At 72.2% G+C, this 23,887-nt stretch carries 22 protein-coding genes; 8 read left to right on the top strand and 14 right to left on the bottom strand.

Going from position 1 to position 23,887, the window contains the following annotated elements; all coding sequences use genetic code 11:
* Positions 1–15 precede the first annotated feature (15 nt).
* The 3 genes from tcuB to KAK07_RS06700 form a co-directional block, all read right to left on the bottom strand.
* Entirely contained in the window at positions 16–1,176 is a 1,161-nt protein-coding gene (gene tcuB, locus KAK07_RS06690; protein WP_210859741.1) for a tricarballylate utilization 4Fe-4S protein TcuB, read from the bottom strand.
* On the bottom strand, positions 1,163–2,575 hold the full coding sequence (tcuA, locus tag KAK07_RS06695) for an FAD-dependent tricarballylate dehydrogenase TcuA (protein ID WP_210859743.1): 1,413 nt from the start codon (positions 2,573–2,575) through the stop codon (positions 1,163–1,165). The genes tcuB and tcuA overlap by 14 nt, the downstream gene beginning before the upstream one ends.
* A 116-nt stretch (positions 2,576–2,691) precedes the next feature.
* Positions 2,692–3,585, bottom strand: coding sequence for a LysR family transcriptional regulator (locus tag KAK07_RS06700; protein WP_210859745.1), 894 nt, complete (start codon positions 3,583–3,585; stop codon positions 2,692–2,694).
* 32 nt (positions 3,586–3,617) lie between these two features.
* Between KAK07_RS06700 and KAK07_RS06705 the strand changes: the two genes are divergently transcribed.
* A complete protein-coding gene (locus KAK07_RS06705) occupies positions 3,618–4,046 on the top strand; it encodes an acyl-CoA thioesterase (RefSeq protein ID WP_210802705.1) in 429 nt (142 codons plus the stop codon).
* On the opposite strand, the gene KAK07_RS06710 is transcribed toward KAK07_RS06705, so the two are convergent.
* The 3 genes from KAK07_RS06710 to KAK07_RS06720 form a co-directional block, all read right to left on the bottom strand.
* On the bottom strand, positions 4,028–4,561 hold the full coding sequence (locus KAK07_RS06710; protein ID WP_375141216.1) for a M48 metallopeptidase family protein: 534 nt from the start codon (positions 4,559–4,561) through the stop codon (positions 4,028–4,030). The genes KAK07_RS06705 and KAK07_RS06710 overlap by 19 nt on opposite strands.
* A complete protein-coding gene (locus KAK07_RS06715; protein WP_210859747.1) occupies positions 4,558–6,525 on the bottom strand; it encodes a M61 family metallopeptidase in 1,968 nt (655 codons plus the stop codon). The genes KAK07_RS06710 and KAK07_RS06715 overlap by 4 nt, the downstream gene beginning before the upstream one ends.
* Before the next feature lie 63 nt (positions 6,526–6,588).
* Complete coding sequence (locus KAK07_RS06720) at positions 6,589–8,517, bottom strand: M61 family metallopeptidase (RefSeq protein WP_210859749.1); 1,929 nt, start codon at positions 8,515–8,517, stop codon at positions 6,589–6,591.
* Positions 8,518–8,575: 58 nt separating this feature from the next.
* Between KAK07_RS06720 and KAK07_RS06725 the strand changes: the two genes are divergently transcribed.
* The gene (locus KAK07_RS06725) at positions 8,576–9,301 is read left to right on the top strand and encodes a hypothetical protein (protein ID WP_210859751.1); all 726 of its coding nucleotides are present in this window, start codon (positions 8,576–8,578) and stop codon (positions 9,299–9,301) included.
* Positions 9,302–9,343: 42 nt separating this feature from the next.
* On the opposite strand, the gene KAK07_RS06730 is transcribed toward KAK07_RS06725, so the two are convergent.
* Together KAK07_RS06730 and queA are read right to left on the bottom strand one after the other, a co-directional pair.
* A complete protein-coding gene (locus KAK07_RS06730; protein ID WP_210851280.1) occupies positions 9,344–9,718 on the bottom strand; it encodes a c-type cytochrome in 375 nt (124 codons plus the stop codon).
* Positions 9,719–9,902: 184 nt separating this feature from the next.
* Complete coding sequence (gene queA / locus KAK07_RS06735) at positions 9,903–10,994, bottom strand: tRNA preQ1(34) S-adenosylmethionine ribosyltransferase-isomerase QueA (protein ID WP_210859753.1); 1,092 nt, start codon at positions 10,992–10,994, stop codon at positions 9,903–9,905.
* 456 nt (positions 10,995–11,450) lie between these two features.
* On the opposite strand from queA, the gene recG reads away from it, so the two are divergent.
* The 3 genes from recG to KAK07_RS06750 all read left to right on the top strand — a co-directional run bounded on the left by recG (position 11,451) and on the right by KAK07_RS06750 (position 16,264).
* Positions 11,451–13,547, top strand: coding sequence for an ATP-dependent DNA helicase RecG (gene recG, locus KAK07_RS06740; protein WP_210859755.1), 2,097 nt, complete (start codon positions 11,451–11,453; stop codon positions 13,545–13,547).
* Between the two features lie 120 nt (positions 13,548–13,667).
* Positions 13,668–15,248: a M4 family metallopeptidase gene (locus tag KAK07_RS06745; RefSeq protein WP_210859757.1), complete on the top strand. Its 1,581-nt coding sequence runs from the start codon at positions 13,668–13,670 to the stop codon at positions 15,246–15,248.
* Between the two features lie 92 nt (positions 15,249–15,340).
* The gene (locus KAK07_RS06750) at positions 15,341–16,264 is read left to right on the top strand and encodes a LysR substrate-binding domain-containing protein (protein ID WP_210851286.1); all 924 of its coding nucleotides are present in this window, start codon (positions 15,341–15,343) and stop codon (positions 16,262–16,264) included.
* A gap of 12 nt (positions 16,265–16,276) precedes the next feature.
* On the opposite strand, the gene KAK07_RS06755 is transcribed toward KAK07_RS06750, so the two are convergent.
* The 3 genes from KAK07_RS06755 to KAK07_RS06765 are packed head-to-tail and all read right to left on the bottom strand — an operon-like array spanning position 16,277 to position 18,529.
* Positions 16,277–17,188, bottom strand: coding sequence for an SDR family NAD(P)-dependent oxidoreductase (locus KAK07_RS06755; RefSeq protein ID WP_210851287.1), 912 nt, complete (start codon positions 17,186–17,188; stop codon positions 16,277–16,279).
* Between the two features lie 56 nt (positions 17,189–17,244).
* Complete coding sequence (locus KAK07_RS06760; protein ID WP_210851288.1) at positions 17,245–17,880, bottom strand: FMN-binding negative transcriptional regulator; 636 nt, start codon at positions 17,878–17,880, stop codon at positions 17,245–17,247.
* Positions 17,881–17,893: 13 nt separating this feature from the next.
* The gene (locus tag KAK07_RS06765) at positions 17,894–18,529 is read right to left on the bottom strand and encodes a LysE/ArgO family amino acid transporter (RefSeq protein WP_210851289.1); all 636 of its coding nucleotides are present in this window, start codon (positions 18,527–18,529) and stop codon (positions 17,894–17,896) included.
* Between the two features lie 73 nt (positions 18,530–18,602).
* Here KAK07_RS06765 and KAK07_RS06770 point away from each other — a divergent pair, with 73 nt between their 5' ends.
* The gene (locus tag KAK07_RS06770; protein WP_210859759.1) at positions 18,603–19,493 is read left to right on the top strand and encodes a LysR family transcriptional regulator ArgP; all 891 of its coding nucleotides are present in this window, start codon (positions 18,603–18,605) and stop codon (positions 19,491–19,493) included.
* Here the strand turns inward: KAK07_RS06770 and KAK07_RS06775 are convergent.
* The 3 genes from KAK07_RS06775 to KAK07_RS06785 all read right to left on the bottom strand — a co-directional run bounded on the left by KAK07_RS06775 (position 19,485) and on the right by KAK07_RS06785 (position 21,218).
* Positions 19,485–20,129: a pyridoxamine 5'-phosphate oxidase family protein gene (locus KAK07_RS06775; RefSeq protein ID WP_210859761.1), complete on the bottom strand. Its 645-nt coding sequence runs from the start codon at positions 20,127–20,129 to the stop codon at positions 19,485–19,487. The two genes, KAK07_RS06770 and KAK07_RS06775, sit on opposite strands and share 9 nt — an antisense overlap.
* Positions 20,126–20,590: a nuclear transport factor 2 family protein gene (locus KAK07_RS06780; RefSeq protein ID WP_210859763.1), complete on the bottom strand. Its 465-nt coding sequence runs from the start codon at positions 20,588–20,590 to the stop codon at positions 20,126–20,128. Before KAK07_RS06780 ends, KAK07_RS06775 begins: the two co-directional genes overlap by 4 nt.
* A 79-nt stretch (positions 20,591–20,669) precedes the next feature.
* Positions 20,670–21,218: a carboxymuconolactone decarboxylase family protein gene (locus KAK07_RS06785; RefSeq protein WP_210859765.1), complete on the bottom strand. Its 549-nt coding sequence runs from the start codon at positions 21,216–21,218 to the stop codon at positions 20,670–20,672.
* A 129-nt stretch (positions 21,219–21,347) separates the two neighbouring features.
* Here KAK07_RS06785 and KAK07_RS06790 point away from each other — a divergent pair, with 129 nt between their 5' ends.
* A complete protein-coding gene (locus tag KAK07_RS06790; RefSeq protein ID WP_210859767.1) occupies positions 21,348–22,319 on the top strand; it encodes a LysR family transcriptional regulator in 972 nt (323 codons plus the stop codon).
* Between the two features lie 262 nt (positions 22,320–22,581).
* Positions 22,582–23,817, top strand: coding sequence for an Lcl C-terminal domain-containing protein (locus KAK07_RS06795; RefSeq protein ID WP_210859769.1), 1,236 nt, complete (start codon positions 22,582–22,584; stop codon positions 23,815–23,817).
* Positions 23,818–23,887: the final 70 nt, after the last annotated feature.

A 23,887-nucleotide genomic window follows, 5' to 3' on the forward strand; every position in this document is an offset into this window, starting at 1 on the left:
GTCTCCTTGGAGTCGTCAGTCGGCGCCCAGGCCGACGGGGTTGGGTTGGCGGCGCTCCACCGCAGCGCGCAGCAGCGCGGCGGTGCGGTAGAGACCATGGGCGAACTTGCCGCAGGGCAGGGTGGCAAACAGGGCCAGCACCGCACCCAGGTGCACGCAGAGCCACCACGGCATGGCCGCGCTGGCGCCGGCCAGCCACAGGCCCAGGCCGCTGCTGGCCACCAGGCACAGCAGGGCGATGAAGCCCAGGTCCATCGGCCGCTGCGCCGGATCGCCGTGCAGCGGGTGGCGCCGCAGATGCAGCCAGCCCAGGCCGGCCGTGCCCACGGCCAGTGCCACGCCGCCCGGCACGCCCAGCAGCTTGGGCAGCGCTGGCCAGGCATAGGGTGCGTGCCAGCCGAAGGCATAGTGGTAGAGCGTGGCCACCGCGGTGGCCGCGAAGCACAGCATGAAGCCGTAGAAGGTCAGGTGGTGGAAGCGCCGGCGCGCGTGGGTCCAGGCGTCGTCGGCGTTGTGGCAGCCCTCGCCATGTCCGCCGTCCAGGTAGCGCAGCACCAGCGCCTGGCCGGTGGCTTCGCGCGCCGCTTCGGCGCCCAGCGGCTGGCCGCTGCTGACCGGCGTGGCCTGGCGCCAGAAGCGGCGCACGCCGATCGCCAGCGACAGCGCCGCGAAGCCCAGCACCGGCGCGAACAGCGCCACCAGCAGGCCGTGCGGCAGCACCGCGTAGAAGCCGGCGCCCGCGGGCACCTGCCATCCGCCGCCCAGCACCACCGCGACCGCCAGCACCAGCGCCAGCGCGGCGGCCAGCGCCAGCGACAGCACCAGGCCGTTGCGCTCGTAGGCGCGGCCCAGTGCGGCCGGCCAGGCGTTGACCGCGTAGGTGCGCTGGCGCACCTGGGCCATGGCCCGCGGCACATTGACGGCAAATTCGTGCGGCGGCGCGTATTGGCAGGCGTGCAGGCAGGCGCCGCAGGCGTGACACAGGTTGGCCAGGTAGTGGGCGTCGGCCGGCTCGAAGCGCAGCCGATAGGTCATCGCCGGGAAGACGGCGCAGAAGCCCTCGCAGTAGCGGCAGGCATTGCAGATCTGCATCACCCGCGCCACCTCGGCTTCGGGCGTGGGCGCGCCCTCGGCCAGCGCCACGGCCTGCGCGGCCAGCGACTCAAGCGGCTGCATGGCGCACCTCCTGCACCCGGGCCGCGGCGGCGGCGCGCTCGCCGGCAATGCGGCCAAACGCCGTGCCGATCGACATGCCGACACCGGCGGTGTAGCCCTGGCCCAGCACATTGCCGGCCATCATCTCGCCGGCCACGAACAGGTTGGGGCTGGGCCGGTCGGCAAAGCGCACCGCGGCGGTCTCGTCGGTGCGCAGGCCCAGGTAGGTGAAGGTCACGCCGGGGCGCAGTGCGTAGCCGTAGAAGGGCGGCGTGTCGATCGGCCGCGCCCAGTGGCTCTTGGCGGGCGTCAGGCCCTCGGTGGCGCAGTCGTCAAGCACGGTGTGGTCGAAGCGCCCGGGGCGGCAGGCGCGGTTGTAGTCGTCCAGGGTCAGCATGAAGCGGTCCTCGGGCAGGCCCAGGCGGCGCGCCAGCTCGGGCAGGCTGTCGGCCACCACGCCGGGAAAGACCGGCGGCATGAAACGGCCCACGGCCTTGGCGTCGATCACCGACCAGGCGGTCTGCCCCGGCTGGTGGGCCACCAGCCGGCCCCAGATCGCGTAGCGCTTGGGCCAGAAGTCCTCGCCCTCGTCGTAGAAGCGCTCGCCGTCGCGGTTGAGGACCACGCCCAGGCTGACGCAGTCGATGCGGGTGCAGATGCCACCGTCGTACAGCGGCGCGCGGGCATCGATCGCCACCATGTGGGCCTGGGTGGCGTCGCCGATCGCATCGGCGTGCTGCTCGTCGATCAGGTGGCGCAGCAGCGTGCCCTGGTTGAAGCGGGTGCCGCGGATCAGGAACTGGTCGGCCGGCCATTCGCCGCGCGCGTTGCGGCCCCAGGCCTCGCGCAGCCAGTCGCGGTTGGATTCGAAGCCGCCGGCCGCCAGCACGCAGCTGGCCGCCTCGATGCGTTCATTGCCGGCCCAGGCGGCGACGAAGCGGCCGTCCTGCAGCTCGATGCGCTGCACCGGCGTGTCGTAGCGCACCTGCACGCCCAGGCGCTCGGCGCTGCGGTAGTAGGCGTTGACCAGGGCCTTGCCGCCACCCATGAAGAAGGCGTTGGTGCGCGCCACATGCAGGGCGCCCGACAGCGGCGGCTGGAAGCGCACGCCGTGGCGCTGCATCCAGCCGCGGCAGGTGGCCGAGGCGCGGATCACCATCCGGGCCAGCGCCTCGTTGGTGCGCCCGCCGGTGACCTTCAGCAGGTCCTGCCAGTACTCCTCCTCGGGGTAGGCGTCGACCAGCACGTCCTGCGGCGCGTCGTGCATGCAACGCAGGTTGCGGGTGTGGGCCGAGTTGCCGCCGCGCAGGTCGCGCGGCGCGGCTTCGAGCAGCAGCACGCGCGCACCCGCCTCGCGCGCCGTCAGCGCCGCGCACAGGGCCGCATTGCCCCCTCCGATGACCAGCACGTCCGTGCCCATGAACCGCCCCACAGCCGATGAAACATGGGGCGATTGTGGAAACCGGCGATTGATTCGTGAAATGAAAAGGACGGATCGATTATTGCGATCCAGGCATCAGTGGCCGCACCGCCGGTTCAGGGCTTGAAGCGCGCCTGCTCAATCAGCTTCCTGAACGCCAGCGCCGCCGGCGACAGGGCCTGCTCGCGGCGCTGCAGCAGCACCACCTGGCGCCGCACCACCGGGTGGGTCAGCGGGATCTTGCGCACGCCGGGCCGGTCGCCCGGCTGGAAGGTGGACGAGGGCAGGATGGCCGCTCCCACGCCGGCCGCCACCAGGTTGATCGCGGTGGCGTGGTGCTGCACCTCGTAGCGGCCCTGCAGCCGGATGCCGCGCTTGGCCAGCTGGTAGTCCATGAAGATGCGCGTGGCCATGAAGCTGCTGACGCCGATCAGCTCGGTGTCATGCAGGTCGCTCCAGCGCACCTCGGCGGCCTGCTCCAGCGGGTGCGGCGTGCGGCACAGGAACACCAGCGGGTCGCTGAACAGCCGCCGCTCTTCCAGGTCGGGGTGCGGCTCGCCGTGCAGCGCGATGCCCAGGTCGGCCTGGCCATCCAGCACCGCCTGGCGCACCTCGGTAGAGGACCCGTCGTGCAGCCGGATGCGGTTGTCCGGGTGCGCCTGCGCGTACTGGCGGATCAGGCCGGGCAGCACGTGCGAGCTCATCGAGGGGATGCAGGCCAGCGCCAGCTGTCCGCTGCCCAGCCGCGACATGTCCTTCAGTCGCTCGACGGCGCTGGTCATGTCCTGCACCAGCGCGCGCGCCTGCGGCAGGAACTCGCGGCCCACGGTGCTCAGCGCGACGCGCCGCGTGGTGCGGTCCAGCAGCTTCAGGCCCAGGTAGGCCTCGAGCTTCTGCACGCGCCGGGTCAGCGCGGTCTGGGTGAGGTGCAGCTCGCGCGCCGCGCGGCTGAAGCCGCCCAGCTCGGCCACCGCCACGAAGGCCTGAACGCCATCGAAATCGACCTTCATGCACCGATCTTACGGCGCGCGAAAATCGGCCCATGCCCCGACTTCAGCTTCAGCCCCCCGAGCGCTTCGGTTTCGAGACCGCCGTGCAGATCTACATCAGCCACGTCAACCAGGGCGGGCACCTGGACAACGCGCAGCTGATCACGCTGGTGTCCGAGGCGCGGCTGCGATTTTTCCGCGCACTGGGCTGGCGCGAGGGCGATGTGGGCGGCTGCCCGATCGTCGTGGCCGAGCTGCAGGCGCAGTACCAGAGCGAGGGCTTCCACGGCGAGACCATGCGCATCCGCATGCAGCCGGTGGAGTTCGCGCGCTGCGGCTTTGCGCTGGCCTTCCAGATGAGCGACGAGGCCAGCGGCCGGCCGGTGGCGCGCGGCCAGAGCGGCATCGTCTTCATCGACCGCGCCACGCGCAAGCCGGTGGACATCCCGCCCGCCGTGCGGGCTCAGCTGCTGGCGGTCTGAGCGGCCACGGCATCGGCCGCCAGCCACAGGCGCAGGTCGAACTCGCGCTGGTGGTAGTCGCCCAGCATGTGCGTGCACAGGCCATAGAAGGCCTTGTCGTGCTCGGGCTCCTTCAGGTGGGCCAGTTCGTGCACGACGATCATCTCCAGGAAGGCCGCGGGCAGATCGCGGAACAGCGTGGCGATGCGGATCTCGCGGCGCGATTTCAGCTGACCGCCCTGCACCTGGGTGCGCCGGGTGTGGGTGCCCAGCGCCTGCTGCAGCAGGCGGATCTTGGCGTCATAGGCGATGCGGGCGATCGGTGGCGCGTTGCGCAGGAAGCGCTGCTTGCGCTCGTTGACATAGTCGAACAGCGCGCGGTCGTCGCGCACCGGGTTGGGCTCAGGGTGGCGCTGGCGCAGCAGCGCGTGCATCTGCCCGGCCAGCAGCGTGGGCGTGACCTGGGCGATCAGCTCGGGCGGGTAGCCGCCCAGCGGCGCCAGCGCCTTGGCGGGCAGGGCGGCGGACGCGCTCACCGGGCGCTGTAGATGGCCGCCAGGCGGTCGGGCTGGCCGTCCGCACGCTGCAGCACCGGGAAGCGCTGGCCGCCGCGCCAGTCGATCGTCACCAGGCGGAAGAGATCGTCCTCCTTGAGCAGCAGCTGGATCGGCGCGCGGCCGTCCCGGTTGGCGTCGATCGCCTGCGCCAGGCGCTCGCTCGTATAGGCCTGCAGGTTCACCGCCAGCAGCGTCAGGCCCGGCGCCAGGCCCGCCTTGAACGCGGGGCTGTCCCAGGCCACCTGCTCGAGCTTGCCCTCGTGCGTGACCATCAGGCCCAGCGACCAGCGGAAGTCGGCCGGGCGCGGCTTGCCGTCGCGCGACGGGGCGTTCTTCGCGAAGGGGCTTTCGGTGCCGCTCCAGCCCAGCGTCCAGCCGCCGCGGGCCAGGCCGTCGAGCGGCGCGCTGGGGCCGTGGCTGTCCAGGCGCTGGCGCAGGAAGCCGGCCCAGTCGTGCGGCTGCACCGCGTTCAGCGCGGCCACCACCTCGTCGAAGGTGTAGGGCAGGGGCGCGATGCTGCCGTCAGCACGGAAGGCCGTGGGCACGCCGAAGAAGGCCCGGGCGAAGTCGTCGAGCGACTTGGTGCCTCCACTCTTCTCGCGGATCAGCGTGTCGGCGTCCAGCCAGATCAGCGTGGCCTCGTCGTAGTAGTCGACGCCGCGCTGCCAGTCGCGCCAGGCCTTGTCGCGGCTGCTGCGGATCGTGCCTTCGTTGGTGGTGTCCTGCAGGTTGCGCCAGGTGCGGCCGGCGCGCGCATCCAGATACGCGGCCACGTAGGCCAGCGCATCGCGCGACTGCTCGGGCGTGGCCAGACCTGAGCGGGCGGTCAGCACATGGCCCCAGTACTGGGTCATGCCTTCGTAGACCCACAGCAGCGTGTTCTGCATCGGCACGTTGTAGTGCGGGGTCAGCAGGTCGGCGGGGCGGCGGAACTTGCCGTTCCACGAGTGCACGTACTCGTGCGGCAGCAGCTCGCGCGAGGCGATTGCCTTGTCCCAGTCCTTGAAGTAGCCGGGACGCACGCCGTTCTCGCTGGACTCGTGGTGCTCCAGGCCGATGCCGCCGAAGTGCCTGGACTGCGCCAGCAGGAAGTCGTACTGGCGCCAGTGGCGCGCGCCGAACAGGCGGTCGGACTGCTGCACCAGGCGGCGGTGGGCCTCCAGCTGCGCATCGCTGGCGTCCAGCAGGCCAGGCTCGTCGGCCAGCAGGTTCAGCGCCACCGGGCGCGGCGTGCCGGGCGGGTCCAGTTCCACCCGCTTCGCATGGCGGCCGGCGAACAGCGGCGAATCCACCAGCGTCTCCACCGACACCGGCGCAAAGCGCACCCAGCCCTGGCCATCGGCCTGGGCCACCCGGCCTTGCGCGTCGCGCAGCGCGGTGGCGGCCTGCCAGCCGTCGGGCAGCTTCACCTGCGCCTGCACGCGCACCGCGGCGGCGGGCACGCGGGTGGGGTAGAGCAGGGTCTGGTTCCACTGCACACCCAGGATCTGGCGCGTCATCGTGGGCCGGCCCTGGCTGCTGTTCTGCGGTGCCAGGTGCTCGTAGCGCAGTGTCAGCTCGCGCACGCCGGCAGGCACGTCGATCAGGAAGGCGTAGGGGTCCAGCGTGTCGCGGCGCCACTCGATCCGGCGCTCGCCGGCGCTGATCTGCAGCCCGGCCAGCTGGGCCACATCGCCATAGGGGCCGTGGGTGCCGGGCAGGAAGCGCGGGTAGTGCAGCGTCAGCGGCCCGGGGCCGGGCACCGGCAGCGTCTGGGTGACGCGCTGGATCTGGCGGTCCAGGTCGGTGGCGTCCACCGCCAGCGTGATCGTGCCGGGCCAGGGGCCGGGCGAGGTGGGGGCGGCGGCGATGGCCGCCGGTGGGGCGGCGGTGGTGGCCAGCGCGGTCAGCGCGGCCGCCAGGACAGCGCGCAGGCTGGCCTTGTGGGCGAGGATGCGGGGCATGGGTCGGGCGTCCGTGGAAGGAAGCGCGACCATACCTCAGGGCCGGGCGCGCCCGCGTCGGGGTCAGCGCGGACGGTAGATGGCCGACAGCCCGTCGGTCTGCGCCGGCAGGCGCTGCAGCACCGGGTGGCGCGCCCCCTGGCGCCAGTCGATCGTCACGCTGCGGTAGCGCTCGCCGTCCTTGACCAGCAGGCGCAGCGGCGCTTCGCCACCGGTGTTGGCGCGCAGCGCGGCATCCAGGCGCTCGGGCTTGTAGGCCAGGTCGTTGACCGCCAGCAGCGTCATGCCCTTGGTCAGGCCGGCCGCATAGGCGGGGCTGCCCCAGAAGACCTGGGTCAGCGTGCCGTTGCCGATGACGCGCAGGCCCAGCGAATGGGCCAGGTTCTGCGGGCGCTCGGTGCCCGAGTCGCCCTCCCAGCCGCGTTCGTGCTGCTGGAAGCGGCTCTCCTCGGCCTGCCAGCCCAGGGCCCAGCCGCTGTGCGTCAGGGCCAGCGCGGCGTCGCGGCCGGGCTGGTCCAGGCGCTCGCGCAGGAAACGCCGCCAGTCCAGCGGCTGCACGGCGGTCAGCGCGGCGATCAGCGCGTCCTCGGTGTAGGGCTGCGGGCGGACCGAGCCATCGGCGTGGCGGCCCGGCGCGCGGCCATGGAACGCGCGTGCGAAGTCGTCCAGCGAGCGCTGGCCGCCGCTGGCCTGGCGGATGGCCAGGTCGGCCTCCAGCCACAGCAGCAGGCCCTCGTCGTAGTAGTCCTGCAGGCGCTGCTGGTCTTCCCATTCGCGGGTGTGGCCGGGGCCGATCGCCGGGTCGATCTGGGTGTCGGCCAGCGCACGCCAGCGGCGGCCGGCGCGTGCCTGCACCTCGGCCACGGTGGTGGCCAGGCGGTCCATCGCCTGCTCGGGCGTGGACAGGCCGGCGCGCGCCGCCAGCACATGGCCCCAGTACTCGGTCAGGCCCTCGTAGACCCACAGCAGCGAGGTGCCCATCGGCTGGTGGTAATCGGGCGTCAGCAGGTCGGCCGGGCGGTGGGCCTTGCCGTTCCAGCTGTGCACGTACTCGTGCGGCAGCAGCTCGCGGCCGCGGATCGCGTCGGGCCAGTCCTTGAAGTAGTCGGGGCGCAGCGCGTTCTCGCTGGACTCGTGGTGCTCCAGCCCCATGCCGCCGAACTCGTCGGACAGCGCCAGCATCAGCTCGTAGTGGCGAAAGGGCCGCATGCCGCCGAACAGGCGGTCGGCCTGCGTGACCAGCGCGCGGTGGGCGGCCAGCTGTGCGGGCGTGGCGCTCAGCGCCCCGGGCTGATCGGCCAGCAGGGCCAGGCTGACCGGGGGCGCGCCGGGCGTGTCGTCCAGCGCATGGCGCTGCAGGTGGCGGCCGGCGAACAAGGGCGAATCCACCAGGGTCTCGACCGACATCTCGCGGTACTGTCGCCAGCCGCGGGCATCAGGCTCGGCGCGCTGGCCGGCGGCGTCGCGCAGCGCGCTGGCCTCCTGCCAGCCCGCGGGCAGGCGCAGCCGCGGCGTGATGCGCTGGGCATCGACCGCCCGTCCGTCGACATAGAGCAGCACCGTCTCCCACTCGATGCCCAGCAGCGCCGGCGTGATGCTGATGCGCTCGCCACTGCCGCGCACCGGCGCCAGGTACTGGAAGTCCAGCTCCAGCGTCGACACGCCCGGCGGCACGTCGATCAGGAAGGCGAAGGGGTCGCCGGCCACGCGGCGCCAGGCCAGCGCCTGTTGGCCGGCCTGCACGCGCAGGCCGGCCAGGCGGGTGACGTCACCGTAGGGCCCGTGGCCGCCGGGCAGGTAGCGGGCGTAGCGCAGGGTCAGCGGGCCGGGCCGATCGACGTCGATCTGCTGCTGCACGCGCAGCACGCGGCGATCCAGGTCGGTGGCGTCCACGGCCAGGCGCATTGGTGCCCCCAGGGCGGCCTGGGCCGCCAGCGCCATCCACAAGGTGGCGGCCAGCAGCCGCCGCACAGCGTTCCAGGGCGAGGTCATCACGCGACGATACCCGAGCCGGCGCCGGATCCCGGCCGGTTTGAGGCATCATGACCGGATGTTCGCTGCTCCCCGGTTCCTGCCTCTGGCGCTGCTGGCCGCGTCCGTGTCGGCGGCAGCAGCGGACGAAGCGCCGCGCGGCGCCACCATCTACCGCTGCGACGGCGGCGGCACGCCCACCTACTCCGACAGCGCGGTGCGCTGCGACAACGGTGCGGTGCTGACCAACCCCAAGCCCTCGGCGGTGCCGCTGGTCGGACCGGCCACGGCCAAGCTCACCCTCAACGGCCCGCCCTGCCCCTTGCCGCAGACCGATCCGGAAGGCCCGGCCTGGGCGCCGATCCGCGCCTGCTTCCGCCAGGCCCTGCAGCAGCAGCCCGAGCACAAGCTGGCCGAGACCCAGCTGGCCGGCATGCTGATGGGCGTGTGCGACGCCGAGACCCGCAGCCTGATGCAAAGCAACAGCTTCCCGGCCGAACTGGGCCGCACGCCCGACGAGCGCGGCGCCGCGATCCGGCGCTGGTCGCAGTGGCTGGTGCAGCAAAGCGGCCGCGCCAGCGACAGCGTGCCGGTGCAGGCCCTGGTCACCGGCAAGGCGGTGCCGCTGCAGCGCATCAGCGGGCCGGCCGAGCTGCAACTGCCCAGCGGCCAGATCACCGAGGCGCTGCCCGGCACGCTGCTGCGCCAGGGCGACCAGATCTACGTGCGCCGGGGCGTCAGCCTGCAGGTGGGCGGACAGAACCTGCCCGCCCAGCAGCGCGAGCGCTGCGTGCGCGTCGACTGAACTGCAGCGCGGCCGTCGGCCAGGGCCGACAGCCGCCCAGGCTCACTTGAGCTGCAGGATCCAGCTGACCAGCTTGGACGCGTCGGCTTCGGTGATCGCCACCTTGTTGGGCGGCATGGCCAGGCCGCTGACCTTGCCCTTCCAGTGGCTCTCGTAGGGGTTGGAGCCGGCCATCACCGTGGCGGTGAGGGTCTTCTGGGCGTCCTTCTGGCCCTTGTACTTCGCGGCCACATCCTTCCAGGCCGGGCCGATCGGGGCCAGGCCGTCCGGGCCCTTGCCGCCCGGATCGATGTGGTGGCAGGTCAGGCAGCCACTGGTGTTGGCCAGTTTGAGCATGGCGTCGTCATTGCCGGCGGCCAGGGCCGGGCCGGCGACGAGCGCGGCAGCGAGGGCGATCAGGTGCGGGGTGCGCAGCATGGTGGACTCCTTTTGATAGCGGTGAACCCTTGGACCGCATCTTGGGAGCCGGCGCGCCAGCAGAGTTGAGCCTCGTCAAGACTGCTGGCGCTTTTGCCAGGATGGAACACCCTGGCACACCTGGCGCGCAGCGTCGGCGCGACGGCTGCGCCAGCCCGCGACAGCGGATCGGGCGCCCTGACCGTCAGGCGCGCTGCAGCAACATCGCGTCGCCGTAGCTGAAGAAGCGGTAGCCGGTCTCGATCGCGTGGCGGTACAGCGCCATCACCTGCGGGTAGCCGGCGAAGGCGCTGACCAGCATCATCAGCGTGCTCTTGGGCAGGTGGAAATTGGTCAGCAGCACGTCCACCACCTGGAAGTGGAAGCCTGGCGTGATGAAGATGTCGGTCTCGCCGCTGACCGCCTGGGCCAGGCCGCCGCGGCCCGCATGGCGCGCCGCGGACTCCAGCGCCCGCAGCGTGGTGGTGCCCACCGACACCACGCGGCCGCCGCGCGCGCGGCAGGCGGCGATGGCCTCCACCGTGGTCTGCGGCACGTCGTACCACTCGCTGTGCATGCGGTGTTCGGACAGGTTCTCGGTGCGCACCGGCTGGAAGGTGCCGGCCCCCACATGCAGCGTCACATGCGCGCGCTCGACGCCGGCCGCGGCCAGCGCCGCCAGCACGCCTTCATCGAAGTGCAGCGCCGCGGTGGGCGCGGCCACCGCGCCGGGCTGGCGGGCGAAGACGGTCTGGTAGCGCTCGGCGTCCTCGGGCGCGTCGTCGTGGGTGATGTAGGGCGGCAGCGGCACATGGCCGTGGCGCTCCAGCAGCACCAGCGGGTCGCCTTCGACGCGCAGGTGGAACAGGCTGCCGTCGGGGCCGGCGCGGCCCAGGACCAGGGCGTCGAAGCCGTCGGCGCCGCCGAAGCGCACCGTGCTGCCCTCGCGTGGCGACTTGCTGGCGCGCAGGTGGGCCAGCATCTCGCCGTGGCGCGCGTCGGTGCTGGGCAGCAGGCGCTCGACCAGCGCCTCGACCGCGCCACCGGTGGGCTTCTCGCCGAACAGGCGGGCCTTGAGCACCCGGGTGTCGTTGAAGACCAGCAGGTCGCCTGGCCGCAGCAGCGTGGGCAGCGCGCGGAACACGCGGTCCACCGGCAGCAGCCCGGTGCCGTCGAGCAGGCGCGAGGCGCTGCGCTCCGGGGCCGGGTGCTGGGCGATCAGCTCGGCGGGCAGGTGGAAGTCGAAATCGGCCAGCTGGAAGGGCCGACCGTGGGGGTGCAGGGCAGAAGAGGGCATGGCTTGCAGGCTGTACCGGCCTTCAAGGATCTCGGAAGGCACCGATTGTTCCATGCACCACGCCAGCCCTGGGCCGCGCAGGGCCGTTGTCAGCCCATCAGTCAGCCCATCAGACCGCGCTTGGCGGGCCCACCCGTGGCCCTGCCGGGCCGGTTCAGCGGATCGCGGCGGCCGGGGCGTCGGGGTCGTTGCGGTCCCAGGCCCAGGCAAAGGCCAGGCTCAGACCCAGCACCAGCGACAGCAGCAGCAGAAAACGGGCAATGAGGCGCATGGTGGTGGGCAGGATTCAGGGCAGCAGACGGCGCGGGAGTGCGCGTCAGATCTGATTGTCCGCTGCGGCGGGGTGGCCGGCCTAGGGGAAGGTCCTCAGGGCGTGGCGAATTGGGCAGCGGCCCGGGCCACTGTGGCCGCCGACCGACAGACGCGCAGAGCAGCGCACACCGCCACAATCACCCCATGGTCACGCCGGCCCCCGCTCCCGCCCCTGCCGCCCTCAGCGGGCCGGCGCGCGCGCTGCAGCGCCTGGGCCTGGACACGCCGCTGGCGCTGGCGCTGCATCTGCCGCTGCGCTACGAGGACGAGACCCGCCTGACCCCGCTGGCCCAGGCCCGCGCGGGCGAGACGGTGCAGGTGCAGGTCACGGTGCAGCTCAGCCAGGTCGAGCAGCGCAGTCGCCGCCAGCTGGTGCTGCGCTGCCGAGACGAGGCCGGCGACGAGCTGGTGCTGCGCTTCCTGCACTTCTATCCCTCGCAGCAGAAGGCCTGGGCGCCGGGCACCGGCCTGCGGGTGCGCGGCGAGCTGCGCCACGGTTTCTTCGGCCGCGAGATGGTGCACCCGCAGGTGCGCGTGGCCGAGCCGGGCGACGCGCTGCCGCAGGCGCTGACCCCGGTCTACCCCGCCAGCGCCCAGCTGCCGCAGGCCTACCTGCGCAAGGCGGTGGCCGGCGGCCTGCAGCGCGCCGATCTGCGCGAGCTGCTGCCGCCCGACGCCGTGCCGCCGAAGCTGCCCACCTTGCGTGCGGCGCTGGAGTTCCTGCACCACCCGCCGCCCGGCACGCCGCTGGCCACGCTGGAGGACCACAGCCACCCCGCCTGGCAGCGCCTGAAGTACGAGGAGCTGCTGGCCCAGCAGCTCAGCCAGCAGCAGGCCCGGCGCGAGCGCGCCCGGCTGCGCGCGCCCGAGCTGGCGGTGCGCCCCGGCGGCGTGCGCGACGGCCTGCTGGCCGCGCTGCCCTGGGGCCTGACCGACGCCCAGCGCCGCGTGGCCGAGGAGATCGCCGCCGACATCGCCCGCCCCCAGCCGATGCACCGCCTGCTGCAGGGCGACGTGGGCGCCGGCAAGACGGTGGTGGCCGCGCTGGCCGCGGCGGTGGCCATCGACGCCGGGTGGCAGTGCGCGCTGATGGCGCCCACCGAGATCCTGGCCGAGCAGCACTTCAAGAAGCTGGTGCAGTGGCTGGAGCCGCTGGGCCTGCAGGTGGCCTGGCTCAGCGGCAGCCGCAAGGGCAAGGTCCGGCGCGAGCAGCTGGCGGCGATCGCCGAGGGCCGGGCGCGCCTGGTGGTGGGCACGCACGCGGTGATCCAGGACGACGTGCACTTCGAGCGCCTGGGGCTGGCCATCGTCGACGAGCAGCACCGCTTCGGCGTCGCCCAGCGGCTGGCGCTGCGCCACAAGCTGCGCCAGGACCTGCCGGACGGCGGCGCGCTGGAGCCGCACCTGCTGATGATGAGCGCCACACCGATCCCGCGCACGCTGGCGATGACCTACTACGCCGATCTGGAGGTCTCCACCATCGACCAGCTGCCGCCTGGCCGCAGCCCGATCATCACCCGCGTCTTTGCCGAGTCGCGCCGCGAGGAGGTGATCGGCCGCATCCGCGACGAGGTGGCCAGGGGGCGGCAGGTCTACTGGGTCTGCCCGCTGGTCGAGGCCAGCGAGGCCGAGGACCTGAGCGGCAAGTCGATGGCCGAGTTGGCCAACGTGACCGAGACCCACGCCCAGCTGTCCGAGGCGCTGGCCGGCATTGGCGTGGGCCTGCTGCATGGCCGCCTGGCGCCGGCCGAGAAGGCGGCGGTGATGGCGCGCTTTGCCGCAGGCGAGCTGGCCGTGCTGGTGGCCACCACGGTGATCGAGGTGGGTGTGGACGTGCCCAATGCCAGCCTGATGGTGATCGAGCACGCCGAACGCTTCGGCCTGGCCCAGTTGCACCAGTTGCGCGGCCGGGTGGGCCGGGGTTCGGTGGAGAGTGTGTGCGTACTGCTGTTCAGCCAGCCGCTGTCCGAGACCGGCAAGTCGCGCCTGAAGGCCATGGCCGAGACCACCGACGGCTTCGAGATCGCCCGCCGCGACCTGGAGCTGCGCGGCCCGGGCGAGTTCATGGGCCAGCGCCAGTCGGGCGACGCGCTGCTGCGCTTCGCCGACCTGGCCGAGGACGCCCCGCTGCTGGCCGCTGCCCGCCGCCACGCCCCGCGCCTGCTGGAACAGCACCCGGCCGTGGCGGCCGCCCAGGTGCGGCGCTGGCTGGGCGCGGCGGCGGAGTTCATGAAGGCCTGATGGGCACATTGCACATGCCTAGAACAGGGGGGTGGTGAACGCACCAGCGCGGGGCGAGACTAGCGCTCTGTTCTCAACCCACGGCCGATGCCACGAACATCGACCCCACCTGGAAGTCCCATGACCCCTCGCTTTGCCCTTCGCCGCCTGACCCTGGCGCTGGCCGCCCTGGTCGGCCTGTCCGGTACCGCTTTCGCCGCGCCGGATGCCTCGCACCCCGCCGTGCAGCGCGCGCTGCAGCACCTCAGCGGTGGCGCCTTCACCGGGGCCCGTGCCTCGCTGGACGACAGCTATGTCGCCAAGGACGTGGTGGTCGATGCCGACGGCACCGAGCATGTGCGCCTGGACCGTCAGTACAAGGGCCTGCCGGTCATCGCCGGTGACCTGATCGTGCGCAGCCATCCCGATGGCTCGCTGCATGGCGTGATCCAGACGCTGCAGCGTCCGCTGGCGCTGAGCGCCACGCCGGCGCTGTCGGCCGGCGCCGCCTCGTCGCGCGCGCTGAAGGCCTTCAAGCACCTGCAGGGCCAGGTCAGCGGCCAGCGCCTGGTGGTCTATGCGCGCGGCGACGTGCCGCACCTGGCCTGGGAAGTGGCGGTGGACGGCGTGCAGCGCGACGGCACGCCCAGCCAGGCCCGCCTGATCGTCCACGCCGACAGCGGCAAGGTCGTCGACCAGTGGGACACCGTGCACACCGGCTCCGCCGTCGGCACCGGCAAGACCCTGTACTCGGGTGACGTGGCGGTGAACACCAAGAGCAACAAGCGCGTCACCAAGTACGCGCTGACCGATCTGCAGCGCGGTGGCCAGTACACGGTGACGATGAGCAACGGCACCACCACCGAGACCAAGATGACGGATGCCGACAACATCTGGGGCACCAACCTCAAGACCAACACCCAGTCCGCCGCCGCCGACGCCCACTACGGCATGGCCGTGACCTGGGACTACTACCTGAACGTGCACGGCCGCCTGGGCATCGACGGCGCCGGCACCCCGGCCCGCTCGCGCGTGCATTACTCCAGCGCCTACAACAATGCCTTCTGGAGCGATGGCTGCTACTGCATGACCTACGGCGACGGCAGCGGCAGCTACCCGGGATTCAACCCGCTGGTCTCGCTGGACGTGGCGGGCCACGAGATGACCCACGGCGTGACCAGCCGCACCGCCGGCCTGATCTACTCGGGCGAGTCGGGCGGCCTGAACGAGGCCACCTCGGACATCTTCGGCACCATGGTCGAGTACTACGCGGCCAACGCCAATGACCCGGGCGACTACCTGATCGGCGAGGAGATCTCGATCGCCCCGCGCGCCTACCTGCGCACGATGATCCAGCCCAGCGCCGACGGCGCCTCGTCCGACTGCTGGTACAACGGCGTGGGCAACATCGACGTGCACTACTCGTCGGGCGTGGCCAACCACTTCTTCTTCCTGCTGGCCGAAGGCACCACCAACGGCGTGCCGTCCAAGACCTGCACCAGCGGCACCCGCGTGGCCACCGGCACCGGCACGGTCGCCGGCATCGGTCGCGCCAAGGCCGAGAAGATCTGGTACCGCGCGCTGACCACCAAGTTCACCGCCAGCGAAACCTTCGCCGCCGCGCGCACCCACACGATCGCGGCCGCGCAGGAGCTGTACGGCATCGGCTCGGCCGAGGAAGCCGCGGTGGCCGCGGCCTGGTCGGCCGTGAACCGCAACTGATCGGCCTCGCCGGCCACGTCAACGCCGCCTTCGGGCGGCGTTTCTTTTTCCCGCACTGTGCGTGCCCGGTGGCTTGTGCGCACAATCCCGGCATGACCCTGACCGAACTGCGCTACATCGTCGCCGTGGCCCGCGAGCGCCACTTCGGCCGCGCCGCCGAGGCCTGCTTCGTCTCGCAGCCCACGCTGTCGGTGGCGATCAAGAAGCTCGAGGAGGAGCTCGACGTCAAGATCTTCGAGCGCGGCAGCACCGAGGTCACGATGACCGCGCTGGGCGAGGCCATCGTGCGCCAGGCCCAGCAGGTGATCGAGCAGGCGGCGGCCATCAAGGAGATCGCCCAGCGCGGCAAGGACCCGCTGGCCGGCCCGCTGCGCCTGGGCATCATCTACACCATCGGCCCCTACCTGCTGCCCGAGCTGGTGCGCCACGCGATCGAGCGCTCGCCGCAGATGCCGCTGGTGCTGCAGGAGAACTTCACCGTCAAGCTGCTGGACATGCTGCGCACCGGCGAACTCGACTGCGCCATCATGGCCGAGCCTTTTCCGGACGCCGGCCTGGCCGTGGCGCCGCTCTACGACGAGCCCTTCATGGTGGCCGTGCCCAAGACCCACGCGCTGGCCAAGCGCAAGTCGATCAGCAGCCAGGAGCTCAAGCAGGAGACCATGCTGCTGCTGGGCACCGGCCACTGCTTCCGCGACCAGGTGCTGGAGGTCTGCCCCGAGTTCGCCCGCTTCTCCAGCGACGCCGAGGGCATCCGCAAGAGCTTCGAGGGCTCCTCGCTCGAAACCATCAAGCACATGGTGGCCTCGGGCATGGGCGTGACCGTGGTGCCGCGCCTGAGCGTGCCGCGCGAGGCGCAGCCGCACCTGAAGTTCATCCCCTTCGAGGCCCCGGTGCCCAGCCGCCGCGTGGTGCTGGCCTGGCGGCGCAGCTTCACCCGCTACGAGGCGATTGCCGCGCTGCGCAACGCGGTGCACGCCTGCGAACTGCGCGGCGTGACGCGCCTGCGCGAGTAGCGCAGCCGCCGCTCAGCGCGCGGCGCGCATCGCCTGGCCGACCTCGTTGGTGCCCTGGGCCGAGCCCGATTCGGGCACCACCTCGCCCTCGTCGCGCTGCGAGATCTCCTCCCACTGCGCGGCCACCTGCTCGGGCGTGTCCGGCGCCAGGCCCAGGTGCACGCCCTGGGTGAGCGTGATGTAGGCGCGCTCGAAGGTGCCGGCGCCGGCGCAGGCGATCGCGCGGGTGGGTGCGTCGTCGTGGCACAGGTGCAGCAGCGCGGGCGTCACCGCCTCGGGCTTGAGCAGGTCCAGCACGGCCTGCGGCATCAGGCCTTCGGTCATGCGGGTGGCGGCGGTGGGTGCCAGGCAGTTGACTCGGATGTTGTTCTTCGCGCCCTCCAGCGACAGCGTCTGCATCAGCCCCACCAGCGCCATCTTGGCGGCGCCGTAGTTGCTCTGGCCGAAGTTGCCGTACAGGCCCGAGGACGAGGTGGTCATCACGATGCGGCCGTGGTTCTGCGCGCGCATGATCTCCCACACCGCCTTGCAGCAGTGGACCGCGCCCATCAGGTGCACGTCCATCACGAGGCGGAAATCGTCCAGGTCCATCTTGGCGAAGCTCTTGTCGCGCAGGATGCCGGCGTTGTTGACCAGGATGTCCACCCGGCCCCAGGCATCCATCGCCTGCTGCACCATGGCCTGCACGGCGGTGAAGTCGGTGACCGAGGCGCCGTTGGCCAGCGCCTCGCCACCGGCGGCGCGGATCGCGGCCACCACGGCGTCGGCCGGGCTGTCGCTGCCATGCGCGGGCGCGAAATCATTGACGATGACCTTGGCGCCGCGGGCCGCCAGGGCCAGCGCATGCTGGCGGCCCAGGCCGCCGCCGGCACCGGTGACGATGGCCACGCGGCCATCAAAGCGAAGGGGGTTGGCAGTGCTCATGGCCCTGATTCGACCATGAAGCGCCGACCCGGCGCTGCCGCTCGGGTGACAGCCCGTCAATCCAGCGTGCGCTGCACGATGTCCGCCATCGCCCGCGCGTCGTCGCCCGGCTGGGTGCGCAGGCCGGCCACCGTGCCGTGGCGGTCGGCCAGGTCCTCGTCCTGGCTGGCCTTGCGGCGGGCCTCGATGCGATCGATCACCAACTCGATGCCGACGATCCCGCGCAGCAGCCCGTCCAGGTAGTCGGCGGGCGCGTCGGCGGGCTGCCAGGGGCGGGCCTGGGCGGCCTCATGGCGCGCGCTCAGGCGGTCCAGCAGCGCGCGCAGCGCGGCCGGCTCATCGACTGCGCGGGCGCTGCCGTGCAGGTGCACGGCCACGTCGTTCCAGGTGGGCACCACCCGGCCGTGCGCGGCCTTGCCCGGGTACCAGCCGGGCGTGATGTAGGCCTGCGGGCCGCGGAACGCCACCAGCGCCGGCGCCCCGTCGCCCAGCGCGCGCCACAGCGGGTTGGCGCGCGACACGTGGGCCCACAGGCGACCGTGCGCTCCGTGGTCGGGCTCCAGCAGGCTGGGCAGGTGGTGCGCCTGCAGTTCACCGCCAGCGGCCGTGACCCAGGTGCCCAGCGGGTGGGCGTCGACCAGCGCCAGCGCGTCGGCGCGCTCGGGCATCGCATGCAGGCGGGGGATGTACATCGGCGGCGGTCCTTCAGGCCAGGGCTTCGCGCAGCAGCAGCGCGGCCAGCAGCGCCATCGTGGCACCGATCAGACCGTCCAGCCACTGCCAGGCGCGCGGCCGCGCAAACACCGGTGCCAGCCAGCGCGCGCCGTAGCCCAGCGCGCCGAACCACAGTGCGCTGGCGCTGCCGGCGCCGCCAATGAAGGCGCCGCGCAGTGCCGGCGGCTGCTGCGCCCCGATGCTGCCCACCAGCAGCACCGTGTCCAGGTAGACATGCGGATTGAGCAGCGTGAAGGCGGCGGCCTGGGCCAGCGCCGCGCCCAGCGCCATCGGCGCGCCGCCGGGTGCGGCCTGCAGTGATTCGGTGTGCAGCGCCCGGCGCAGCGCACGCCAGGCGTACCCCGCCAGGAACAGCGCGCCGCCCAGCGCCAGCGCGCGCGCCAGCCCCGGCCGATCGCCCAGTGCCTGGCCCAGGCCCAGCACGCCGGCGGCGATCAGCGCCACATCGGCCAGCGCGCAGAACGCAACGATCGGCCCCACATGCTCGCGCCGCAGGCCCTGGCGCAGCACGAAGGCGTTCTGCGCGCCGATCGCCACGATCAGGCTGCCGCCCAGCGCCAGACCCTGCAGGAAGACCGGCGCTGCGGCCGGGAAGTCGTCATTCATGGGCTCAGCTTGCCAGCGACCGTCGATGAAGACAAACTCAATCCGCTAACCGAACATAAGGAAAACTGAATCCATGTTGGACTACGCCGCACTCGCCGCGCTGGCCGCCGTGGTGCGCGAAGGCAGCTTCGAGCGCGCCGCGCGCGCACTGCATGTCACGCCCTCGGCGGTGTCGCAGCGCATCCGCTGGCTGGAGGAGCGCAGCGGCTGCGCGCTGGTGCTGCGCGGCCAGCCCTGCACCGCCACCGAGGCCGGCCGCCGCCTGTGCCAGCACGTCGACCGCGTGCGCCTGCTGGAGCAGGAGCTGCAGGGCGCGCTGCCCACGCTGGCGCCGCAGGACGGCGTGCGCGTGCCGCTGCCGGTGGCCGTCAATGCCGACAGCCTGGCCACCTGGTTCGCCCCTGCGCTGGCGGCCTTCGCGGCCGACGCCCCGGTGCTGATGCAGGTGGCGGTGGACGACGAGGAGCACACCGCCGGCTGGCTGCGCAGCGGCGCCGTGCTGGCGGCGGTGTCGTCGGCGCCGCGCGCGCCCGCCGGCTGCAACAGCCAGCCGCTGGGTGCGATGCGCTACCTGGCCGCCGCCAGCCCCGCCTTCATGGCGCGCCACTTCGCCGACGGCGTGGGCGCCGGCAGCCTGGCCCGCGCGCCCAGCCTGGTCTTCAGCACCAAGGACGAGTTGCAGCAGCGCTGGGCCCGCCGCGTCTGCCACCGCCACGTGGAGCTGCCGCGCCACACCCTGCCCTCGTCCCAGGCCTTTGTCACTGCCGCGCTGGCCGGCATGGGCTGGGGCATGCACCCGCTGCCGCTGGTGGCCGACGCGTTGCGGCGCGGCGCGCTGGTGGAGCTGGTGCCGGGGGCGGTGCTGGAGGTGCCGCTGTACTGGCACCAGGCCCGGGCGGCGTCGGGCTTGCTGGATGGCTTGACCCGGGCGGTGGTGCGGGCGGCCGCGGCCGCGCTAGGGTAGTGGGGGGCGTTCCTCCGGGCTTCGCCGGCAGCGCGCCAGCTCGGCTTCCAGCGCGGCGATGCGGTCATCGCGCGATTGGATCGCGGCCTGCACCTGCGCGGCCTCGAAGCGCTGCGGAATGTGCTGCGGGCAATTCACGTCCCAGGCGCTGACGGTGAACAGCACCACCTGCTCCGGCCGCGCGCGGTAGCCCGGCGGCATCAGCTGGCGCAGCAGCGCCTCGTCACCTTCCACCACACGCGCCGTGCCCCAGAGCTTGATGCGGCGTTGCTGCGCATAGTCGATCAGGAAGAGATGGGCCTTGGCGTTGTCCTGCAGATTGCCCTGGGTGATGTACTGGCGGTTGCCGACATAGTCCGCGAAGCCGATCGTGTGCGCGTCCAGCACCCGCAGGAAGCCGGCCGGCCCGCCGCGGTGCTGGATGTAGGGCTGACCGTCGGCATTGGCGGTGGCCAGGAAGACGCTGGTCTGGGCCTCGATCTCGGCCTGCAGCTCGGCGGTGATGACCGACGCCCAGGAGCCGCCGGCCTCCATGCGCGCATAGGCCGGGCGCGAGCCCTTGCGCGCCTGGATCGCCTTGACGGTGTCGGTGAAGGCCACGTCGCTGGCCACGGTGTGCGTGTCGGCCATGGTCACAGCCCCAGCGCGGACAGGCCGGCGTGGTCGTCCGGCCGCCGGCCTGCCGGCCAGTGGTACAGGCGCTGCGCTGCGTTGATCGGCAGGTCGTTGATGCTGGCGATGCGCGTGTGCATCAGTCCCTCGGCGTCGAAGGCCCAGTTCTCGTTGCCATAGCTGCGGAACCACTGGCCCGAGGCGTCGTGCCACTCGTAGGCGAAGCGCACCGCGATGCGGTCCTCGCGAAACGCCCAGAGCTCCTTGATCAGGCGGTAGTCGAGTTCGCGCTGCCATTTGTCGCTGAGGAAGTGCTCGATCTCGGCGCGGCCCTGCACGAAGGTCGATCGGTTGCGCCAGCGGCTGTCCGGCGTGTAGGCCAGGGCCACGCGCGCAGGATCGCGGCTGTTCCAGGCGTCCTCGGCCAGGCGGACCTTCTGCGTGGCGGTCTCCAGGGTGAAGGGCGGCAGCGGGGGACGGGGCATCACAGGTTCTCCAGCAAGTTGTTGTGCACGGCCCGCAGCGGCGCGCCTGACGCGCTGCCTGGGGCCGCGGGTCCAACACTCAGGCGGCCAGGGCCTGAGCGACGGGGAAGTCGATCTCGGTCTGCGCCACCGAGTTCAGGTAGTTGGTCCAGGTGTTCAGGGCCACGTGCTGGACGATCTCCACGATCTGCGCGTCGTCGTAGCCGGCCAGGCGCACCGCCTGCACCTCGGCGTCGGACACATGCCCGCGGGCGTGCATCACCTGGGTCGCGAAGCGCACCGCCGCTTCGGCCTTCGGGTCCAGCGAGCGGCCGTGGCGGTTGGCGGCGATTTCGGCCTCGCCCAGCTGGGCCAGGTGCTTGCCCAGGTAGCTGTGGGCCGACAGGCAGTAGCCGCAGTCGTTGATCTGCGCGACGGCCAGCGCGATGCGCTCGCGGGTCGGGGCTGGCAGGCTGCCCTTGGCCAGCGCGCCCGACAGGCCCAGGTAGCCCTCCAGCGCCGCGGGGCTGTTGGCGACCACGCGAAACAGGTTGGGCACGCTGCCGAGCTGCTGGTTCACGGCGTTGAGCAGCGGGCGGGCCGGGGCCGGGGCGGCGTCGATGCTGGCGGGGGTGGTGAGGCGGGACATGCTGTGTTCTCCAGAGGTGGTGAGGGCCGGTGAATGCCGGTGAGGAGACTGTAGATATTCCCGTTTCGTTGAACTAGACTGCGTTGATGCGAATGTTTATCTCGAAATTTGAAACAGTGATCAAGCGCGATGGATCGTCTTGATGCCATGGCGGTGTTCGCCGCCATCGCCGATGCCGGCAGCCTGTCTGCGGCCGGTCGCGCGCTGGGGGTGCCGCTGGCCACCGTCAGCCGCAAGCTGGCGGATCTGGAGGCGCACCTCGGCACCCGCCTGATCACACGTTCGACCCGCAAGCTGGTGCTGACCGACGCCGGTCGCGACTACCTGCTCGCCTGCCGGCAGATCCTGGAGCAGGTGGACGAGGCCGAACGCGTCGCCTCGGGCGCCTATGCCCAGGTGGCCGGCCAGTTGGTGCTGGCCGCGCCCATCGTCTTCGGGCGGCTGCATGTGCTGCCGGTGGCGGCGGCCTTCCTGGAAGCGCATCCCGAGGTCGACATCCAGCTGCGCCTGGGCGACCGCAACGTCAACCTCATCGAGGAGCATGTCGACCTGGCCCTTCGGATCGGCGCGCTGCCGGACAGCAACCTCGTGGCCATCCCGGTGGGCGCGGTCCGCCGCGTGGTCTGTGCCAGCCCGGCCTACCTGGCGCGTCACGGCACGCCGCACTCGCTGGACGATCTCGCCTCGCACCGATGCATCAGCTTCGACGGCCTGGAGGCCGCCGACGCCTGGACTTTCGCCGATACCGCCGGTCAGAAACGGCGGGTGCCCGTCTGCTCGCGCCTGGTGGTGTCCACCGCCGACGCCGCCATCGACGCCGCCCTCCTCGGCCTCGGCCTGACGCGGGTGCTGTCCTACCAGGTGGCCGCCGCCTTGCATGCCGGCACGCTGCAGCGCGTGCTGGTCGACCAGGAGCCGCCCGCGGTGCCGGCCAGCCTGATCTATCCCGGCCAGGGGCGGCTGCCGATGAAGACGCGGGCCTTCATCGACGCCGCCGTCGGGCCGCTGCGCGAACGGCTGGCGGTGCTCGACACTGCCGGCGCCCCGGGACCTGCACAGCCCGCCGCCGCGGCTCGGCGACGGCGGCCGGTCCGTCACTGACGCGCACGGCTGGGCTCAGCCTGCCGACGCATACCCGAAGGGCTGCCGAGTACCGCACCGTCTGCCCGTCACCGGCATCGGGGAAAAGTTCACAGCCAATCGACCCCGATCGGCACAGATCGGCCCGAATGCCACCGGCGCCCCGGGAAAACCGCGTGGTGAGAGGCGGGTTGCGCAGCTAGCGTCGGTCGCGGAGCCATCGGGCCACGGCGAAGAGCGCCATGGCGCCGCCGGTGACCCGTGCTAAGCCCAGGAGGGGTGAATGAAGTTGCAACGACGGCGCGCAGAGGGCGCGCAGGCCGGCGCCTGGCGCCCGTGGGGGAACGTGTGGGGGAGCGTATGGGCCGCAGGGCTGGGCGGTCTGGCGTGGCTCCTGGGGCCGGCCGCGCTGGCCCAGTCGGTGGCGCCGGCACGCGCTGCCCAGCCTGCCACCGTGTCATTCCAGAAGCTCAACCTCAACGACACCGGGCGCACCACCTGCCTCGATCCCTCCAACGGCAGCCGGCTGCCGTGCGCGGGCTCTGGCCAGGATGGCGAGTTCGGCCGCGATGTGAGCAACCCCAGGAAGCGCGATGGCCGCGCCGGCTTCAGCTTCGTCAAGATCGCCGCGGACGGCACCGAGCTGCCGCCCAAGGCCACCGCGTGGTCCTGCGTCAAGGACAAGGTCACCGGCCTGGTGTGGGAGGTCAAGACCGACGAAGGCGGTCTGCGCGACCAGCACCACACCTACACCGACTACCGCGACGGCCGCCCGGGCGATGCCAGCGAGTTCGTGCCCGCCGTCAACGCGGCTGGCCTGTGCGGTGCCACCGACTGGCGGCTGCCCACGGCCTGGGAACTGCAGAGCCTGGTCGACTACGGTCAGACCTCACCGAACTTGCCCATCGACACCGCATGGTTCCCCCACACCGTGGGCCAGCCCTACCGGACCTCTACTGGTGTCGTGGGCTTCCCCCCGGGGCGGTGGTCCGTGCAGTTCGCGAGCGCTCCCCTACCGTGGGTCGGCGGCGAGATCGACAACCTCTGGGGCCAATCCGACGCCCTGCCCGTCCGCCTTGTCCGTGGCGCCCGCTGGGCCCAGGGCGACCGCTTCGTGCCCATTGGCGCCGAGGTGACCGACCGCATGACGGGGCTGGTCTGGCGCCGCTGCGCCGAGGGGCAGACCTGGGACGGTTCGGGCTGTGGTGACCCCAGCACCGCCACCCGCTACACCTGGCAAGGGGCCCTGGATCAGGCGCGCGCAGCGGCCGCGGGCGGAACCGGCTGGAGGCTGCCCAACGTGAAGGAACTGTTCAGCCTGGTCAGCCTGGACGAAGTGGGACCAGCCATCGACAGGGCGGTGTTTCCGAACACCCCGCGCGCGCTCACCTGGACATCCACGTTCTCGAACTACAACCCGCTGTACCCCTGGGTCGTCAACTTCGACATCGGCCATGTCCTTCCCGGCTACACCACGCCCACCGAGTTCCCGATCCGCCTGGTGCGTGACGGCTCCTGAACGTGCTGGACCCGGCCTCGCGGCGACCGGCCAGGCGCTGAGTTCGCCGCGCGGTCCGCCCGAGTTGGAC

It is taken from the genome of Ideonella alba, from assembly GCF_018069875.1.
In the GTDB taxonomy this organism is placed as follows: domain Bacteria; phylum Pseudomonadota; class Gammaproteobacteria; order Burkholderiales; family Burkholderiaceae_C; genus Ideonella; species Ideonella alba.

What these genes read in the sequence shown, in the direction of transcription:
- KAK07_RS06715 (WP_210859747.1), bottom strand. Translation starts at nt 6,525, where the DNA reads ATGCCCCGCATCCTCGCCCACAAGGCCAGCCTGCGCGCTGTCCTGGCG.
- KAK07_RS06700 (WP_210859745.1), bottom strand. Translation starts at nt 3,585, where the DNA reads ATGAAGGTCGATTTCGATGGCGTTCAGGCCTTCGTGGCGGTGGCCGAG.
- tcuA (WP_210859743.1), bottom strand. Translation starts at nt 2,575, where the DNA reads ATGGGCACGGACGTGCTGGTCATCGGAGGGGGCAATGCGGCCCTGTGC.
- KAK07_RS06725 (WP_210859751.1), top strand. Translation starts at nt 8,576, where the DNA reads ATGTTCGCTGCTCCCCGGTTCCTGCCTCTGGCGCTGCTGGCCGCGTCC.
- KAK07_RS06750 (WP_210851286.1), top strand. Translation starts at nt 15,341, where the DNA reads ATGACCCTGACCGAACTGCGCTACATCGTCGCCGTGGCCCGCGAGCGC.
- recG (WP_210859755.1), top strand. Translation starts at nt 11,451, where the DNA reads ATGGTCACGCCGGCCCCCGCTCCCGCCCCTGCCGCCCTCAGCGGGCCG.
- KAK07_RS06755 (WP_210851287.1), bottom strand. Translation starts at nt 17,188, where the DNA reads ATGAGCACTGCCAACCCCCTTCGCTTTGATGGCCGCGTGGCCATCGTC.
- KAK07_RS06785 (WP_210859765.1), bottom strand. Translation starts at nt 21,218, where the DNA reads ATGTCCCGCCTCACCACCCCCGCCAGCATCGACGCCGCCCCGGCCCCG.
- tcuB (WP_210859741.1), bottom strand. Translation starts at nt 1,176, where the DNA reads ATGCAGCCGCTTGAGTCGCTGGCCGCGCAGGCCGTGGCGCTGGCCGAG.
- KAK07_RS06770 (WP_210859759.1), top strand. Translation starts at nt 18,603, where the DNA reads ATGTTGGACTACGCCGCACTCGCCGCGCTGGCCGCCGTGGTGCGCGAA.
- KAK07_RS06790 (WP_210859767.1), top strand. Translation starts at nt 21,348, where the DNA reads ATGGATCGTCTTGATGCCATGGCGGTGTTCGCCGCCATCGCCGATGCC.
- KAK07_RS06760 (WP_210851288.1), bottom strand. Translation starts at nt 17,880, where the DNA reads ATGTACATCCCCCGCCTGCATGCGATGCCCGAGCGCGCCGACGCGCTG.
- KAK07_RS06705 (WP_210802705.1), top strand. Translation starts at nt 3,618, where the DNA reads ATGCCCCGACTTCAGCTTCAGCCCCCCGAGCGCTTCGGTTTCGAGACC.
- KAK07_RS06780 (WP_210859763.1), bottom strand. Translation starts at nt 20,590, where the DNA reads ATGCCCCGTCCCCCGCTGCCGCCCTTCACCCTGGAGACCGCCACGCAG.
- KAK07_RS06720 (WP_210859749.1), bottom strand. Translation starts at nt 8,517, where the DNA reads ATGACCTCGCCCTGGAACGCTGTGCGGCGGCTGCTGGCCGCCACCTTG.
- KAK07_RS06745 (WP_210859757.1), top strand. Translation starts at nt 13,668, where the DNA reads ATGACCCCTCGCTTTGCCCTTCGCCGCCTGACCCTGGCGCTGGCCGCC.
- KAK07_RS06795 (WP_210859769.1), top strand. Translation starts at nt 22,582, where the DNA reads ATGAAGTTGCAACGACGGCGCGCAGAGGGCGCGCAGGCCGGCGCCTGG.
- KAK07_RS06730 (WP_210851280.1), bottom strand. Translation starts at nt 9,718, where the DNA reads ATGCTGCGCACCCCGCACCTGATCGCCCTCGCTGCCGCGCTCGTCGCC.
- queA (WP_210859753.1), bottom strand. Translation starts at nt 10,994, where the DNA reads ATGCCCTCTTCTGCCCTGCACCCCCACGGTCGGCCCTTCCAGCTGGCC.
- KAK07_RS06765 (WP_210851289.1), bottom strand. Translation starts at nt 18,529, where the DNA reads ATGAATGACGACTTCCCGGCCGCAGCGCCGGTCTTCCTGCAGGGTCTG.